The sequence below is a fragment of the Lentzea jiangxiensis genome, assembly GCF_900104175.1.
Classification (GTDB): Bacteria; Actinomycetota; Actinomycetes; order Mycobacteriales; family Pseudonocardiaceae; genus Lentzea; species Lentzea jiangxiensis.
Map to the genome: position 1 here is coordinate 571,187 of NZ_FNIX01000003.1, position 17,934 is coordinate 589,120.

Here is a 17,934-nt window from a genome sequence, read left to right on the forward strand (position 1 = left end):
ACTGGAGAAGCACCGCTCATGGCCAAGGGGAACGTCAATCCCAACCCGTCGTCGAACCCGGGGGCGAACCCGCCTCCCTCGACGCCACCGGTCAGCACCGGCACGGGTGGTGGCCCCACCGGCAACAGCGGCTACTCCATGAGCGACTCCTCGATGCAGGGGTTGCAGAACAAGGCGGGCGACCTCGGGTCCCGGCTGTCGAGCATCTCGAGCGGCCTGCGCGGCCTGAACTTCAGCGGCAACGCGCTCGGCCCCATCGGCCTGTTCGCGGTGCCCGCCCTCAACGCGTCCAACGACAACGCGATCGCGCAGGCGGACAAGGGCGCCAAGGCGTTCACCGACGTCCAGTCCGGCCTGAAGGCCACGCACCAGACGTCGACCACGACGGACACCAGCCAGGGCTCCAACTTCCGCTCGATCGACCCGAGCACCAACGCGAAGCCGCCACCCGGCGCCACCGCACCGCCTCCCGGCCTGAACACGTCGGGCGGCAAGGTCACCGGTCCGGAGTCGATCAAGGGAGGCGGGAACTTCACCCCGGGCCTCAACGCCCAGGGCGGTGCGAAGCACACCGGGCCGCAGGCCGTGAAGGGCGGCGGGAACTTCACGCCGGGCCTGAACGCGCAGGGCGGCCCGAAGGCGACCGGTCCCGACGCGATCAAGGGCGGCGGAGCCAACCCCGGCTCGAACCTGAACCCGCAGGGCGGCGGCGGAAAGGTCAGCCCCACCCAAGGTCCCAAGGGCGGCGGCGCGGGCTTCACGCCCAGCCTCGGCCCGGCACCGGGCGGCGGCAAGGTCGGCGACGTCCAGGGGCCCAAGGGCGGCGGCGCCAGCCCCGGTTCCACCCTGAACCCGCAGGGCGGCGGCGGAAAGGTCAGCCCCACCCAGGGGCCGAAGGGCGGAGCGGGCTTCACGCCCAGCCTCGGCCCGGCTCCGGCCGGTGGTGGCAAGGTCACGCCCACCCAAGGCCCCAAGGGCGGTGCCGGTTTCACGCCGAGCCTCGGCCCCGCTCCGGCGGGTGGCGGCAAGGTCAGCCCCACGCAGGGTCCCAAGGGCGGCGGCGCGGGCTTCACGCCCAGCCTCGGCCCCGCTCCGGCCGGTGGCGGCAAGGTCAACCCGACCCAAGGGCCCAAGGGCGGCGGCGCCTCGTTCACGCCGAGCCTCGGCAAGGCGCCGGGCGGTCCCGCGGCCGGCGCGCCGCCGGTCGTCGGTGGCACGCCCGGTGCTCCCGGCACCCCCGGTTCGAAGGGCGGCGGCACGCCTGGTGGCGGCGGCAAGGCCGGCGGCGTTCCGACCGTGCCCGGCTCCGGTGCCACCCCCGGTTCCACCCCGGGTTCCACGCCCGGTCAGGTCGCCGGCACCAAGCCCAGCTCGACCCCGCCCGGCCCGCAGGGCGCCGTTCCCCCGCGCGGCGCGACGCCGCCCGCCATGTCGCCTGGCATGGCCCCGCCCATGGCGCCCGGCGCGACCCCCGGTGCGACCGGCGGCGAGCGCGGCGGCAGCAAGTTCGGCACGGGTCCCGGCAAGGGCGTCTTCGACGCGCCCAAGCCCGGAACGCCCGACAGCACCATCACGAAGGCCCCGCCGAGCTCCACCTCGACTCCCCCGCCGGCTCCCAAGCCGACGATCCCCACCACGCCAGGCACTCCCGGTACGCCTGGTTCGCCCACCACCCCCGGCGGCACGCCCAGCGGGACCTCCGCGGGTTCGGGTGCGCCCAAGCCCGGCGCCGTTCCCGGTGCTGTGCCCGGCGGCGTTCCCGGTGGCACGACCCCGACGACGCCCGGTTCGCAGAGCGCCGTCGCGACCCCGCCCCAGAGCGCGGGCCCGCGCGGTGGCGCCGCTCCGGCCGTGACGCCCCCGCCCGCGGCGAGCCCCGGCATGGCCCCGCCCATGGCGCCGGGCGCGACCCCCGGTGCGACCGGCGGCGAACGCGGCGGCAACAAGTTCGGCCCCGGCGGCGCGAAGGGCGTGTTCGACGCGCCCAAGGCCCCGACGCCCGACAACACCATCACGAAGGCCCCCGGCACGTCGCCCTCGACGCCGCCCCCGGCCCCGAAGCCGACCCCGCTCACCCCGCAGCCGAACACGAACGTGCCCCCGGCCGCCTCGGCTCCGGCCGCGCCCCCGCAGTCGCGCCCCGGCACGCCGCCACCCGTCTCGACGCCACCGGTCTCTTCGCCGAACACCGCACCCCCGGCCCAGGCGCCCGCCGCGACCGCACCTCCGCAGTCGCGCCCCGGCACGCCGGTGTCGACGCCACCGGTGACCACGCCGTCGCCGGCGCCGAACACGAACGTGCCGCCTTCGCGCACGGACACCCCTGCGCCCGCGCAGACGCCACGCTCCGACACTCCCCCGGCCCAAACGCGACCGGCACCGCCCACCACCGTGCCCCCGGCCAACGCACCTTCGCCGTCCCCGGCGACGAACGTGCCGCCGGTGACCACGCCGAACACCAACACCCCGCCTCCGCGCACGGACACCCCGCCGCCCGCGCAGACGCCACGCTCCGACACACCCCCGGCCCAAACGCGACCGGCACCGCCCACCACCGTGCCCCCGGCCAACGCACCTTCGCCGTCCCCGGCGACGAACGTGCCGCCGGTGACCACGCCGAACACCAACACCCCGCCTCCGCGCACGGACACCCCGCCGCCCGCGCAGACCCCCCGTTCCGACACACCCCCGGCCCAAACGCGCCCGGCACCGCCCACCACCGTGCCCCCGGCCAACGTCCCAGCGGCCAACGCACCGTCCCCGGCGCCGAACGTCACCACGCCACCGGCCACCACCCCGCCGGTGAACACGCCTCCGGTGAACACGCCTCCGAACCCGGCGGCGAACACGCCGTCGCCCAGGCCGGAGACCTCGGTCCCGTCTGCCCAGCCGAAGCCGGAACCCCAGGCGAACCCCCGTCCCGAAGCCACCGCGTCCCCGGCCCAGGCGAAGCCGACCCCGGACACGCCTTCCCAGACGCGCCCGGCTCCGCCCGTCGCCCCGCCGCCCGCGAACGTCCCTCCGGCGAACGTGCCCCCGGCCGGCACTCCGCCGGTGAACACGCCTTCGCCGGCTCCGGCGGCGAACATCCCGCCGGTCAACACCCCCAGCACGAACGTGCCCCCGGTCAACACCCCGGCACCGCGCCCGGACACGACGCCGTCGGCGCAGCCGCCCGCACAGACGCGACCGGCTCCACCTCCTCCCACCGGTGTGACGCCGACCCCGAGTCCCCTCAACGACTCCGGACGCAACGAGACCGGACGCGACAGGACCGAGGTGCGCAACGACAGCGCCGGTTCGCCAGGCGCGCAGACCCGTCCCGCACCGGTCAACTTCAGCCGTCCGATGGCGCAGATCCCGGAGACGGGTCCTGTGGGACAACAAACCGCGGTGCCGATCAACTTCAGCCGCCCGATGCCGCGCAACCCCGAGATGGGTTCCACGGGTCGGCAGACCTCGGCGCCGATCAACTTCAGCCGCCCGATGGCGCGCAACCCGCAGACGGGTCCCGTGGAGCAGGAGACGTCGTCGTCGATCGACTACGACGACATTGTGATCGGCTACGACCCCGAGGCGGAGATCGCCGTGGCGGGCCCGGACCACGAGGCGATGGTGGAGCACCTCGCCAATCGTGAGTCGGCCTACGACCTGATCGACTCGATCATCGACGGCTACGTCGGCCCGGTGACGACGACGGACTACCAGGTCGCCAGTGACGGTGTGGAGCCGCAGTTCGTCTGGCAGAGCACGCAGGTGATGCTGGAACCGCGTCCAGGTCAGTTCCCGTCCGTGGTGCCGGTGGTGGAGACGGGTGTGGCGGCGAAGCCACCGATGATGTTCTCCTCGGACAACAGCATCGGTCTGCCGCTGGGTCGTGGCGGCACTCAGTTCAGGGAGTTCTACGCGACGCCGGAGGTGATCGCGGACGCTCAGGCGCGGTTGAAGGAGGTGGGCAGCAAACTCGAACTGAAGGTGGCGCCCGGCAACACGGTGCGTTATGAGGATTCGACGCTGCTCATGGTCAAGCCGCACTTTGCGAGCAGGCCACCCGGAGTGTGCAGCGAGTTCTCCCAGGGCATCATCGGTGGCACGCACAGCCAGGCGATCATGCGGCCGCCGGGCGGTGCGCCGGTCGTCGGCAAGGTGGGCAACGGCGGTCCGCTGAAGTTCAACGGAATGCACGAGATGGCTTTCGCGCTCGCTCACGCGGCGAAGCAACCCTCGTCAGTGCCCAACACCCTCACCCCGCAGCAGGTGGCTGACGTCATGGTCACCCCCTCCACGGATCCGCCGCTGGTGGGCGCCCAGTACGGCGCCGCTCTGGTGCCGGGCACGGAGCAGCGGGCCAAGCTCGACGCGGCGGCCGAACAGCTGGGTCTCAACCAGTTCGCCTGGGCCAAGCCGGGTGAGGCGTACATGATCCAGTCGATCGCGGCCCCCGATCCGGGTGGCGCCAACTTCGGCCTGAACTACACCCGCACGGGTACCGGGCAGCAGCTTCCGCAGGTGTGGGGCTACCACCTCGGTTCGGTCGTGGTGAACAGCGCCGCGGACGACATGCAGATCACCGTCGAAACCGTGCGACAGGGCGGTTACCGCAAGGACGTCCTGGATCAGGCGATCGGTGAGAACCTGCGCAAGCACCAGCACAACCTCGCCGGTATCGAGGCGGAACTGCGCAAGCAGCCACCGGGGACGGTGGACGCGGAACTCATGCTCGTCGAGGCGCTCACGAAGATCCGGGACAGCCGTGCGGCCCTCGCCAGTCCCTCGGTCCAGGGCGGCGATCGCCAGATGGCGGAAACCACGCTGGGCCAAGCCGCGTTCCAGGCGCGGCTGGCGATCAACAAGATCGCGGGCCCCCAGCTTCCGCAGCCGGGTGAGATGTGGTTCCTCAACGACTACGGCAAGCAGCCCGGCCAGTCGTTCTTCGACAAGTGGGGCCATGTCGACGACCCGAACGCGCAAATGCAGTTGGCGAACCCGCTGGTGGCCGTCTCGACGTCTCACCAGAACGCGGTGAGCTACAAGGTGCCGATGAGCGACGCCAAGAACCTGGATGCGGAGCAGATCGCGGCCGGCGTGCAGCAGCTGCCCGGAAACGCGAACGGCATGCTGACCGGTCTGGCGAAGACGACGGTCGAAGCGGCTCTGTGGCGGCATCGCAACGGAATGCCTCTGCCTGAAATCCAGTTGCACGGATACAGCAACAACCGCACGAACAGCGCCCAGGCAGGTCAGCAACGCGCTGATGCCGCCGCCGCGTGGACCAGGTCCGAGGTCGCGCGTCTGCTGGATGAGCTGCAACGCGACGTGCCGCCTGAGCGGCGGCTGGATGCCGGGCAAATCCCCGTCAATCCGATCTCGCACGGCCGCGAGGTCCCTCCGGGCTCGAAGAACCCCAGAACCGACCGCCGCAACGTCCGCGCGGAAATGGTCATCCCGGACACCACGAGTGCCGATCGGCAACCAGCCGCTCGCGACACCTCCGCTGCCGACACCACGGCCACGAACACCGCAGCGGACGTCAGGGAGAAGCCGCTGCCCCCGCTGCCCGCGGAGGCGACCGCGGCGGAGAGCAGCCGCCACGGCGCGGAGACGAGTGCACTCCGCCCTGCTCCGCCCACCACCGGAGCACCGACGCAGGACCTCGACGGCGGTGTGCCGCCGGTCCCGTCCACGCCATCCGCCGACACGAACACCGCAGCGAACACCGGCAAGAAGCCGGTGCCCTCGCCGCCTCCGCTGCCCGCGGAGTCGTCCGCGGCGCAGAGCAGCCGTAGCGGTGCGGAGACGAGCACGCCCAATGCTGCTCCGGAGGCGCCGAAGAAGGTCCGCGGCGGTGGCGCGCCGCCGGCGATGACGCCGCCGACGCCGGAGTCGCACCGCGGCAAGGACGTGCTGTCCGACGAGTCGTGGCGGCACGACCCCGCCAGGACCGCGGAGTGGTCGAACCCGGACAACCCCGCCGACCGCAGCACCTGGGCCGATCGCCGCAACGACACCGACGTCCGCACCGTCGACCTCGACGTCCGCGACATCCGCACCGACAGCACCCCGTCGAAGATCGAGTCCTACAAGGGCCTCATCAACTACGACCTGCGCCGCATCGAGACCAGCCCCGGCAAGTTCGTGCAGGAATACACCGTCAAGGTCCACCTCGAACCCACCGGCAAGGTCACCGCCGACCAGCTCGCGCAGATCAGGGACAACGCCACCACCGGCGTCGACAACCTGCTCAACCAGGGCTTCCGGCTGCCCAGCGGCGACCAGTTCCACGTCAACCTGGAATTCACCGACAACAAAGCCGACGCCCACACCACCGTCAAGGTCGACCCGAACGACCCGAAGGTCAACCAGGACCACTGGAACCCCGACACCAGCCCCGAGGTCCTCGCCCACGAAACCCTGCACTACCTCGGCATCCCCGACGAATACAAGGACACCACCCGAGTCCTGCAACAACACGACACCAACTCCGGCGTCCACGACAACGACGGCGGCCTGATGGGCTCCGCCGTCCACCTGGGCGATCCGGGTATCCGGCCGCGCCACCTCTGGCTGATCGAACGCACCGCGAACAGCCAGGTCATGGTTCCCGACACGAGGCTGGAACCGGCCGGTCCCGCCACCGTGCCGCCGCCTGCGGGCTGGACGCCCAAGCCACCGTCGAACGAGGGCCCGGTGTCCGCGCCCGGCACTGACGGCACCGTCGACATCGAGCCGGACTCGGATTCGAGTCTCGACGCCGACCTCGAAACCAGGCCGGCGACCATGCCCGGCCGGTTCTACGACTCGGACAGCGACGTCGCCGTCGACGGCGACGTCGATGTAGACGTCGTCGTCCGTCCGAACCAGACGCACCTGCCGAACCTGGACCGGGTCGGTCTGGTCGAGTCGGTGCTGCGCAGTGCGGCGTTCCAGAACGCGCCGGTCCCGAACGCGTCACCGCTGGTCGGTTCCGGCGACGTGCGTTCCACTGTGGACACCGTGCTGAGCGATGTCCGGCAGAACCCGCAGAACCACAACCACCCCGGCCTGACCCCGCCCGCTCTGGCGAACTGGGTGGCGAACCAGGTCAGCCCGGACACCCTGGCGAAGTTCCACCCCGACCTGGAACCGAACACCCCCGGGCTCACCCCCGACGCCAAGACCCAGCAGTGGCGGGCGAACCTCGCCGACGACCTGGCGAACGGGTCGTCGAAGCGCTGGGACGTCGTGAACGCCGGCCCCAAGGCCGCCGGTACGAACCCCGGCAACGTCGAGGTGATCAACCACCTGACCCAGCAGCTGAACGCGAACGGCGCGTTGCCGTCGCCTGCCGACCTGGTGGCGAAGGCCCTGCAAACGCCGTCGTGGGCCGACTCCCACGTCGGGTCCCACCTGCCGGACTCGATCGCGCAGGCGTTGGACGTGCAGCTCGTCGTCGACAACAACGGCGTGCAGACCGTGCACGGCCCGGACGGCGCGACGCAGGTGCAGATCAACTCGCAGAACGGCACCTTCGGCGCGCTCGGCGCCCCGTCGGCCCAGGAAGTCCGCGCCGGCATGGAGGCGTGGCTCGCGGGCAAGTCCTCGGCGGAGGTCACCCAGACCATCGCCGATCTCTACAAGGGCCGCCAGGACGAGGGCCTCTACCAGGCCGCGCAGAAGGTCCAGCTCGTCAAGCGCGCAACCGCGCACCCCGGCGGCCCGCAGGCGTTCGTGAACGCCCTGCGTGAACGAGCCTCGACCCTCGAGAACCGCATCGCCGAGGTCAGGTCCCAGGCCCCCCGCCGCAGGTCCAGCTTGTGGAGGAACCCGCAGCACGACGCTAAGCGGGCCCAGGTCGACGCGCAGGTCAAGACCCTCACCGACCTCCTCGACAGCACCAACAACCAGATCGAGACCCTTGCCGCGCAAGGCCCTGCGCTGGGCACCACCCACCTCATCGACAACTTCGTCGCGGGTCCGAACGCGGACAAGCTCGAGCACGTCCCCGCGGACGTGCTGCCCCGCCTCGACGCCCAGCTGACCGCGCAGATCACGGCGGCCGAGAACGCCGGGTTCGACGCCTCGGACCTGAAGATGTTGCAGGAGCGGGTGCGCAACGAGGCAGACGTCCGCACCGTGACGAACCACGCCGCGACGCGTGGCCTGGACGGACTGACCTCCCAGTTGGACGACGCCCGGGAGGCGTTGCAGAACTACCGCGCCGGCAAATCGTCGAACACGGGTATCCAGGGCTTCCTGAACCAGATGCTCGGCCAGGAGGTCGACACCTCCGTCGACTTCGACCAGAAGATCGCCCAGGCCGAAACCCTGGTGCAGCAGGCGGAGCGCAACCTGTCGTTCGTGAGCGATCCCGACTACAGCAACCGCTTCGAGAAGTCCGCGGAGAAGTACGCGAAGCTGCAGGCCGCGATGCAGCGTCTGGACCAGCTCAACGCCGAGATCGACGCGCGGGGAGAACGCCTGCGCGATCTCGACGCCAGGACCCGGGAGTTCAACGCACGCCAGCTGGCCCGCGCTCTCGAAGAGCAACGCTCGCAGCAGGACGCCGAAAGCGTCCACAGCGCTCCCGGATCCGGCGCGGAGTCGGACGTCGACGCGCGGTCGGATGCCGATGCGCAGTCGAACTCCGACGCGCAGCCGGACAACCGCGTGCTGACGCCGCGGCACGAGCACGCGGCGTTCCGGGCGTCGCTGTACGGGAAGTCGCAGGCCGAGCTCGCCGAACTGGCCGAGCAGCACAGCACCCACCCGGACCGCTCGTTCGAGATCGAGCAGATGTCCCGCTACCAGGAGATCGCCCACAAGGAAGGCGGCCTCCAGCAGCACCTGCGGGACCTGCAGAGCGAGATCCGCCAGACCCGCGAGGAGGTCCGGGACCTCAAGCGGACCACCGACGCCCTGCCGGACGTGTTCAAGTCCGAGCTGATGCGCACGGACCAGGCGCAGCGCCAGGCGGAGCAGCAGCGGCTCACCGACCACGCGCGCCAGCTCGACCAGGAGCTCATGCGGCTGCAGTACGACCGCACCGACGCGCTGACCACCTACGCGCTCAACCTGCCCGCCGACACGACGGCACCCGAGTGGCAGACGGTGACGCCGGTCGACGCCGAGATCATCGAGAACCGCGTCACCGATCTGATCCGCGACGCGCGCATCGGCGGTCTCCCGACTCCGGAGCTCGACCGCCTGTACGACCAGATCCGGGAAATCCGGATGATGGAGACGCCGGTGCCGTCCCGGCCCGACACGCCGGTGCCGCCCCGACCCGACACGCCAACGGTCGAACCAGCCGACTCGGCGTCGGTCCGATCGGACGACTCCGCGTCGGCTGGTTCGGACACCGGCGCGCGGGACCGCGACACCACCCCGCCGGTCGAAGCCCGGCAGGAGCAGGCGGCCCCCGCGGCCGAGCCGCGGCCGTTCATGCAGGACCCGTCGGCACGTTCCGCGGGCCCGGACATGGACCTCGTCGTCCCCGGTGGCTTCGGTCCCGTCCACGAGGGCACACCGCAGCGGTCGTTCGAGGCGTCGCTGTACGGCCTGGACACCGCGGCGCTGCGGGACCTGCAGCAGACGTACGGCCGTGACGCCGCACGCTCGGCGGCGATCGAGCACATGATCGAGGTCTCCCGGCAGGCGGGCCCGCCCGCGGTCCACGACCAGCGCACGCGGATCGCCGAGCAGCGCCTCGACGAGATGAAGACGGCCCGGGACCGGTGGAACGCCTCGGACATCGTGCCCGACCGCCTCAAGACCCAGACGATGCTCGACGAGCAGGCGAACCGGCGGGAGGCCGCGGACCGCCAGGTCGAGTACTACCAGCAGCGGGTCGACCAGCTCACGAACAACCGCGACGCGGCTCTCACCACGCACGCGCTGCAACTGCCGGCCGACGTGAACGCGCCCGCCTGGCGGCAGTTCGGCGACGCCGACCTCGCGGCCGTGCGCGGCCACGTCGACCAGCAGATCCGGGACGCGCAGGCGGGTGGGCACAACACCGCCCACCTCGAGGCTTTCCTCGACTTCACCAACGAGCTCCAGGAGACGCGTCAGAACGAGGACGCGGACACACGTCCCGCGCCGGAACCGGAGACCCGTCCGGCGCCGCCCAGGCCGACGCCCAACCCCGTCATCCCGATGACGACGATGGCGCCGCAACCGGTCGGCCAGCTCCCGGACACGAACCTGCCGAGCTTCTTCCAGGACAACAAGGCGCTCGGCTCGATCGTGCCGACCGACGTGCGCGGCGCGGACGCGGTGGTGCGGGAGATCAACGGGCTGCGGCCCGACGACGCCACCCGCATCAAGAACGCGATCGAGAACGACTTCGAGACGTTCCTCGGCGACGGGCGCAACTTCCAGGTCAAGATCGGCAACGCCTGGTTCGAGGCGAACGTCCGCGCCGAGATGCACGCGGACGGGAGCAGCACCACCGACGCCGCGAACACGAAGGTCGACAAGAACTACCAGGCCGCCGCCGCGTCCACGACGACGAACAGCATCTCGACGTCCAACGACGTCGGCGGTGCGGTGACAGCCGGTGTGGCGATGGGCCCGTACGGCTCGCTGGGTGGCAAGGGCGCGCTCGCGACCCCCGCGGTGTCGCAGGCCACCAGCACCTCCATCACCGAGCAGCGTGCGATCAAGGGATCGGACTCCGGGTCCAAGAAGATCACGGTGCCGGTCTCCTACGAGATCACGCTGTACGACGCGTCGGGCAACCCTTCGCTGTTCTCGACGCTCAGCACCGGTCCCGACGTGACGCTGCAGGTCCCGACGGACCTGAGCACGATCGTCGACTCCGGCAAGTCCTCCGCGGCGGTCACGCCGCCCGACGCGGCGTGGGGCCTCAAGGCCGAGAACGCAGTGCCGGAAGCCGTGGTGGTCAAGGACTCCGGGAAGCTGTTCAACGACGTCGCGGAGAACCTGCACCCGTCGATCACCAAGATCGGTTCGCCGGGCCGCGAGGCGCTGCAGAACTTCCTGAGCCCGACCTCGATCCGCAACAACCTGCCCGCGATGCTCGGCGGTTTCGTCACCTCGCCGGACCTGATCAGCCCGCACGCCAGCAAGGGCGCCGCGGTGCAGATGAAGGCGACGCTCAAGGACGCGAAGCTCGTCGGCACGCACGCCGACGCGGCGCTGGACCTCAAGGACACCTTCTCCTGGGGCAGCAGTGTGTCCGCGTCCAGCAAGACCGGGTTCGACGTCACCGCGGGCTTCGGGGGCAACATCGGTGTCCCCGGCAAGGTCGGCGGCACCGTCGGCGCGACCGGCGGGTACTCCGCGCGCACCGCGGAGGGCGTCAACGCCGGCACGAGCTCCAGCCGCAAGTCCGGCATCGGGGTCAAGGCCGAGACCGGCCTGTACGAGGTCACCGCCGAGGTCGAGGTCCAGGGACCCGCGGGCAAGCCCGTGACCATGGAGATCACGACCCACATGCGCATGGGTCTGGGCGAGGCCGGTGCGGTGGGCCTGCCGACCCCGGTCGGCACCCGCAACTCCACGACCGACCCGGCGACCGCGGACACCAGGTTCCTGCCGCCCTACGTCGCCGACACGCTCGCCGCGGGCAACGCCAAGGTGGGCGAGTTCGCGCCCGCGACGCAGGTGCAGAACCAGGTCGAGACGAAGCTGCGCGAGCTGCCCGGGTTCGAGAAGTTCCTGCCGAAGTGGACCAACCCGGACGCGAACCCCCGCTCCAGCAAGGGCCAGGGCTTCGGTGACGTGGCCGCGCAGCTCGCGAACCAGCGCAAGCTGGACGCGAACCTGTCCCCGGCCGCGCTGAAGGCGAACATGGACAGCCTGCTCGGTCCGGGCGTCCAGGTGCAGCTGAAGAACTCCGGCAAGACGACGAACACCTACGTCAACGTCACGGTCAAGGCGAAGCTGACCAACCCGAAGCACCTCGGCAAGGCCGAGGGGCGCCCGGTCAGCGACTCCTCCACGAGCGGTCCGAAGCTCGACGCGAACACCAGCACCACCAAGGGCTGGACCGGTGGCATCACCGGCAGGGCCAACATCCCGGTGAAGACCGGCGTCGCCTCGCTGACCCCGATGCCGCAGGCCGGTGTGTCCTACAGCCACTCGTGGACGGACAAGACCTCGGCGGGACCGGCCGTGAGCGCCACCTCGTCGAACCCCGGCAGCCCGGACGCGCAGGTGTTCCAGGGCGACGTGGAGTTCGAGGTCGAGATCACCACGTTCACGCGGCCCCGGACGTGGGTCCGCACCATCGTGCCCGGCGCGCCCGGCCGGCACGCGCCGGACGTGAAGACCGTCGCCAAGACCGGCGCCGGGCTGAACAAGATCGACGGCAAGGTCAACCTGTGGGTGTCGGACTCCTCGACGCTCAAGGACGACCCCGGTGACGGTTTCAAGCCGGGTGACCCGTCGGCCACGCCGATCGCGAACTCCCCGACCGTCAAGGACCTGCTGAACCCGGGCCAGGCCCGCCCGAAGTCGCCGGAGTTCCTCCACGTGGAGGCCGTCGCCAACACGACGGAGCTGCGGGACCAGGCGATCGACGCGCTCAACCGCGCGGCCAAGGGCGACTCGGCGCTCACCACACCGGGCACGGCGTCACGGGCGCAGATCGACAAGATGTTCGCCCCGGAGAACATCAAGGCGAACCTGCAGCGGCTCATCGAGACCGGCGTGCAGGAGCAGGGCCTCAAGTACGACCGCCGCGTCGCCGACCGCTCCGGCGCGCTCGGCATGTCGGTCAAGCTCGGTGGGGCGAAGCTGGTGTCCATCTCGGACGCCACCGGCACCGACAACTCGGTCAGCGGTGGTTACAAGGCCGGTGGGTCGTCCACGACGAGCCGGTCGGTCGACCTCGTCGGCGGCATCAACGTCCCGGTGCGTCCCAACGTCACCCCGCCGCCCGCCGGCCAGCCGTCGAACCCCAGCGGGTCCGGCGGCGTCGCGGTCACCGGCAAGTGGACGCCGTGGTCGGACAACAAGACCACGGCGAACGAGATCGGCGGCAACGTCGACCGCGGCCGGACCACCCCGGACGACGCCTGGACCGTGCTGGTCCAGGTCGACGCCGAGTTCACGATCGTCGGCGAGAGCCGCACCGAGAACTTCGTGCACGGCGGCACGCCGAACGCCGAGGGCGTGAAGGTGAACCTGCCGAAGTCCGTCTTCGTGCGGGTGTCCGAGGACGTCGCGCGGGAGATGGGCGTGCTGCCGAAGGTGGCGCCGAACGTCCCCAAGCCCGACTTCCCGAAGATGGCGCCGCCGTCGACGGTGGCACCGGGCGAGCCCGGCGCGCTCGGGCTGTCCAACGTGGAAAAGGTCCCGGACCTCTCGTCGGCGGTCAACGAGCTCACGACGAAGCTGTCCACGAACACCAAGAAGTTCGGCAGCGACGCGCTGATCCCGGACTCGGTGCTCAAGGACTCGATGAGCAACCTGCAGCGCATCGTCGACCTCAACTCGCCGTCGAGCGTCAAGGCGATGATCGACAGCGCCCTGGACGGCGGCGTGCCGCTGCTGGTCCACCAGCCCGGCACGTTCGGCAAGGACTCCTACCAGGTCACGCTGCGGGCGAAGGCGGGCGAGCCGAAGTTCGACCAGGTCGTCAACGACGGCGTCGACATGTCCCACAACGACGGCGGTTCCCGCAAGGACAGCGACGGCAAGGGCCGCGGCACCGGCTGGGGCCTCGGCCTGCGGGCACCGGGCCTCGCCTCGCCGGGGAGCGCGAACCCGAACGTCTCCGGCACCGCGGGTGTCAGCGTGATCGCGAACGTCGGCTCCGCCCAGAGCAGCTCGGTGACGACCTCGACCAGCATGGCGTTCGGCCACAACCGCACGGCGAGCGGTCCGGCGGCGCGCTACAACGTGCCGGTCGAGTTCGAGCTCGTCGTGGAGAAGGGCGACAAGGAGGTCGCGAAGGTCCGCAGCGCCGAGCAGGACATGGTCGTCCGCACGCACGCGGACAACCAGAAGGTCTCGGAGCCGACGACCGGTCGCGGCACCCCGCAGCCCTACATGTCGGCGGCGAGCAGGCGCGGCAGCGAGTTCGGCACGCCGGAGGCGACCTACGCCTTCCAGCAGGACAGCCGGGCCACCCAGCTGCCGGCGACCGCGTCGGTGGAGAACCTGCGCGGCGCGGGCGACCTGCGTGACGCCGCCGTGAAGGCGATGACGGGGGCCGGCGCGGGCAAGGGCCTCACCGGCAAGGGCACGGGCGCGCTCAACAGCCTGCTCTCGACGCTCAGCCCGGAGAACCTGCAGCCGCACCTGCCCGCGATGCTGTCCGGCCCGCTCGACGTGCCGGGCCTCAAGGAGGCGGCGCTGACGTTCGGCCAGGACGCCGACGTCAAGGTCTACGCGAAGCTCGTGAACCCGCAGCTGGGCTCGCTCAGCGACGGCGTCAAGATCGAGACCCCGCTGACCACGAAGACGGTTGACGTCTCCAGCGAGGCCAAGGTCGCCGACACCTCCGACGTGGCCGTGGGCGTCGCCCAGGGCAGCGCGGCGGTCAAGCAGGGCGACCCGAAGGACACCGTCAACTTCGGCACCGGCGGCGTCGAGCTGAAGCACGCGAACGAGGACTCGTCCGCGGTCTCCGGCGGCCCGGCGCAGGCCGAAGGCGGAGGCGTCAAGCCCAAGGACCCGTCGCGCACCGGTCTCGTGCAGTTCGACGTCGAGTACCGCGTGGTCGCGACGATCGGCGGCAAGACCGGCGTCGTCGATCTGACGGTGCCCGGCTCGGCCGGCGTGCGCATGCCCGCCACCGAGGTCGAGTCGATGCTGAACCAGACCTTCAGCGACTCGTTGAAGGACGCCCAGACCGAGGTCAAGAAGACGGCCGACGACTGGCGCGAGGCGGAGAAGAAGGTCGACGAGGCCCGGCACGAGGCCCAGGAGGTCATCAACTCCGCAGCCGCCGTGCTGGCGAGGACCGACCAGCCGCTGGGTGACGCCGCGACGAAGCTGAACACGGCGATCGAGAACCACGTCAACGCCGAGGCCGAGCTCCGGACGCGGCAGACGGAGTTCGACACCGCCGTGGCGGACGTCGCGCGGACCCGCGCGGACATCCAGGACCTGACGCCGCGGATCTCGTCGCTCAGCCAGGACGCGCTCGCGACCAAGGACGCCCTGGACGACGCCCAGATCGGCGGAGCGCCGAAGGCCGAGCTGGACCGGCTCGGGCAGGAGGCCGACGCCGCGCACACCGCGTTGACCAACGCCCAGCAGCAGCTCACCGACGCCCACACGCAGCTCGACGTGCAACGCAAGACCGCCGTCGACGCCCGCGCGGAGCTCCAGGCGCAGCAGAAGGCCGTCGCCGACGCCGAAACCGCCCGCACCGACGCCGAGGAAGCCCACAAGGCACTCACGGCCGAGCGCGCCGAGGCCGAGAACAAGATCAAGGACGCGGAGACCAAGCTCGACGACGCCCGCAGGGCCGCGGACGCCGAGCAGAAGAAGTGGTGGGACGCGAAGGCGGAGGCCGACCGCCAGGTCGACCTCTACAACGCGACCCCGCCGCCCACGACCCCGCCGCCCGCGCCGCCCGCGCCATCCGGCGACGCGACCACCAACACACCTGCTCGCGACGCGGCCACCAACACCCCACCCGCCAACGCGACTCCGAGCACGCCTGCCCACGACGCGGTCACGAACACGCCACCCGGCAACGCCACCACCAACACACCCGCCCGCGACACGACCACCAACACCCCACCCGCCGACGCGAACACGCCACCCGCCGACACGACTCCGAGCACACCTGCCCGCGACGCGGCCGCTAACACGCCACCCGCTGACACGAACACGAACACGCCACCCGCCGACGCGGCCACCAACACCCCACCCGGCAACGCCACCACCAACACACCCGCCCGCGACGCGGCCACCAACACACCCGCCCGCGACGCGGCCACCAACACACCCGCCCGCGACGCGGCCACCAACACACCCGCCCGCGACGCGGCCACCAACACCCCACCCGCCGACACGGCCACCAACACCCCACCCGCCGACACGAACACGAACACGCCACCCGCCGACGCGGCCACCAACACACCTGCCCACGACGCGGCCACTAACACGCCACCCGCCGACACGACCACCGGCCCCGCGAACGTCCAGCCCGCGGCGCCCGCTGAACCGGAACCTCAGCACGCGGCGCCGAGCCCCACCGTGCACCCGACGACCGACTCCGCCGAGGTCGAGCCGCTGGCCGTGGCCGACAACGAGTTCGAGAAGGCGACCGCGGGTCCTAGGACGAGCGAGGCGCTACCGGACACGTCGGCTCCTGACACCACCACCGCGAGCCGGCACGACGGCGCGACCGAACAGCAGCGGGAGATCGCCGAGGCCGGTCCGGCGACACGGCCGGAGCAGAAGGCCGAGGTCGACGCCCCGGCGGTCAGCAGCGCGCTCGCCGCTCCACCGGCGGACCAGGACGCAACCGAGGCCAGCCGTGCCGGTGGCGCGGGTGAGCGGACGGCCTCGGGTCAGCCGGTCGCCGCGCCACAGCTGCCGGGACCGGACCTCGGCAAGCCGTTCGTCGAGGACCTCTTCGACGAGATCGACGCCAAGACGTCCGCCGCGCCACGTCCGGCAAGACTGCGCGACTCCGTGCAATGGCGGGTTCCGGAGGACGCCGCGTCACTCACCCCGGACCGGCTCGAGCAGGAGTTCGGCATCCCGAGGCTCAACCAGGAGCGGTTCCAGAACTTCGTCGACCGCTTCAACATCGTGCTGGACGTCCGTCCCACGAACCCGGACTCCGTTCGCTGGCTCCACGACGGCGCGATGCCGAAGCCCAAGGACATCAAGGCGAAGACCATCAACCAGGCCGACGTGCTGCTCGGTGCCGACGCGGAGCACGTCGGGCTCGTCGGCTTCTTCCAGCCGGACCCCAACCCGGACCTCTCCGGCGTCGACCCGGCGATGCGGGACAAGGTCGCCAAGCGCTTCAACGAACGCGCCGCCGAGTTCGCCGAACTGATCGGCACGATGGAGAAGTACGAGCGGGAGGGCAAGTTCAAGGTCATCGACGGCGTCGTCCACGGGGCGAACTCGCGAGGCGACCTCGTCTGGGTGACCGGTGACGCCGACATGTACGGCATGTACGACACGGAAGGCAACCGGCTCAGCGAGGACGACTACGAGGGCATGGTCTTCCTGCTGGTCAACCGCAACGTGGGGGTCCAGCACGGAGCACACCTGTACTGGGACCCGGCCACCGAGTTCGACCGGAAGATCTTCGACACGATCGTCAACAGGCATGCGACCGAGGAACCGCTGGTCCGGTTCGCCCCGGGCCGGCGGGCGTCCCTCGTGCTCGCCGACCCGGTGCCACCGCGCGCCGACGCCAACAGCCAGGTCGCACCGACCGGTGCTGGGGGATCCGAACGGCACGAGGTGGCGGAGGCCGCCCCGCCGAGCCGGCTCAGCCAGTACGAGGAACACGTCAGCAGCACGCGGCGGCACCTGCGGCACCTGGCGTTCGACGTGCTCAACCGGCCCGCTCCCCCGCCCGTCACCCCGGACGGCCTGTACGCGGCGGTCGGCGAAGTGGTGCGGCAGGACCCGGCGGCCCTGCGCGCACAGGTGCTGAACCACGCCGCCACCACCGCGGCGGTGAGCCAGGCGACGGCGGACTTCACCGCGGCCAGGCCGGTCCACACAGGACATTTGACCGGTGCGCTCGTCGAGAACGCCAACTGGAGGATGCACGCCGACGCGAACGAGAACGCCGGTGCGGCAAACGCGCGCGACCTGCTCGGCCACCTGATCGCGACCCGGCTGGGCACGACGTTGGTGGTCCACCAGGGCACGGGCGCCGCACCGCTGGTGCTGGCACCGATGGGCGACCACGCCGGAGTTCCCGTCGAGGTCGACGTGGTGGTGGCCGACGGTCGCGTGACCTACCGGCCTCACCAGCCACTTCAGCGGGGCGTGTGA

Annotated in this window: 1 protein-coding gene; it reads left to right on the plus strand. The window is 71.3% G+C overall.

Annotated features, from left to right (window positions below):
* Positions 1-18 precede the first annotated feature (18 nt).
* Positions 19-17,934, plus strand: coding sequence for a hypothetical protein (locus BLQ91_RS13575; protein WP_143022628.1), 17,916 nt, complete (start codon positions 19-21; stop codon positions 17,932-17,934).

Bases quoted from the DNA above. Each gene is read 5' to 3' on its own strand.
- BLQ91_RS13575 (WP_143022628.1), top strand. From the start codon at position 19: ATGGCCAAGGGGAACGTCAATCCCAACCCGTCGTCGAACCCGGGGGCG.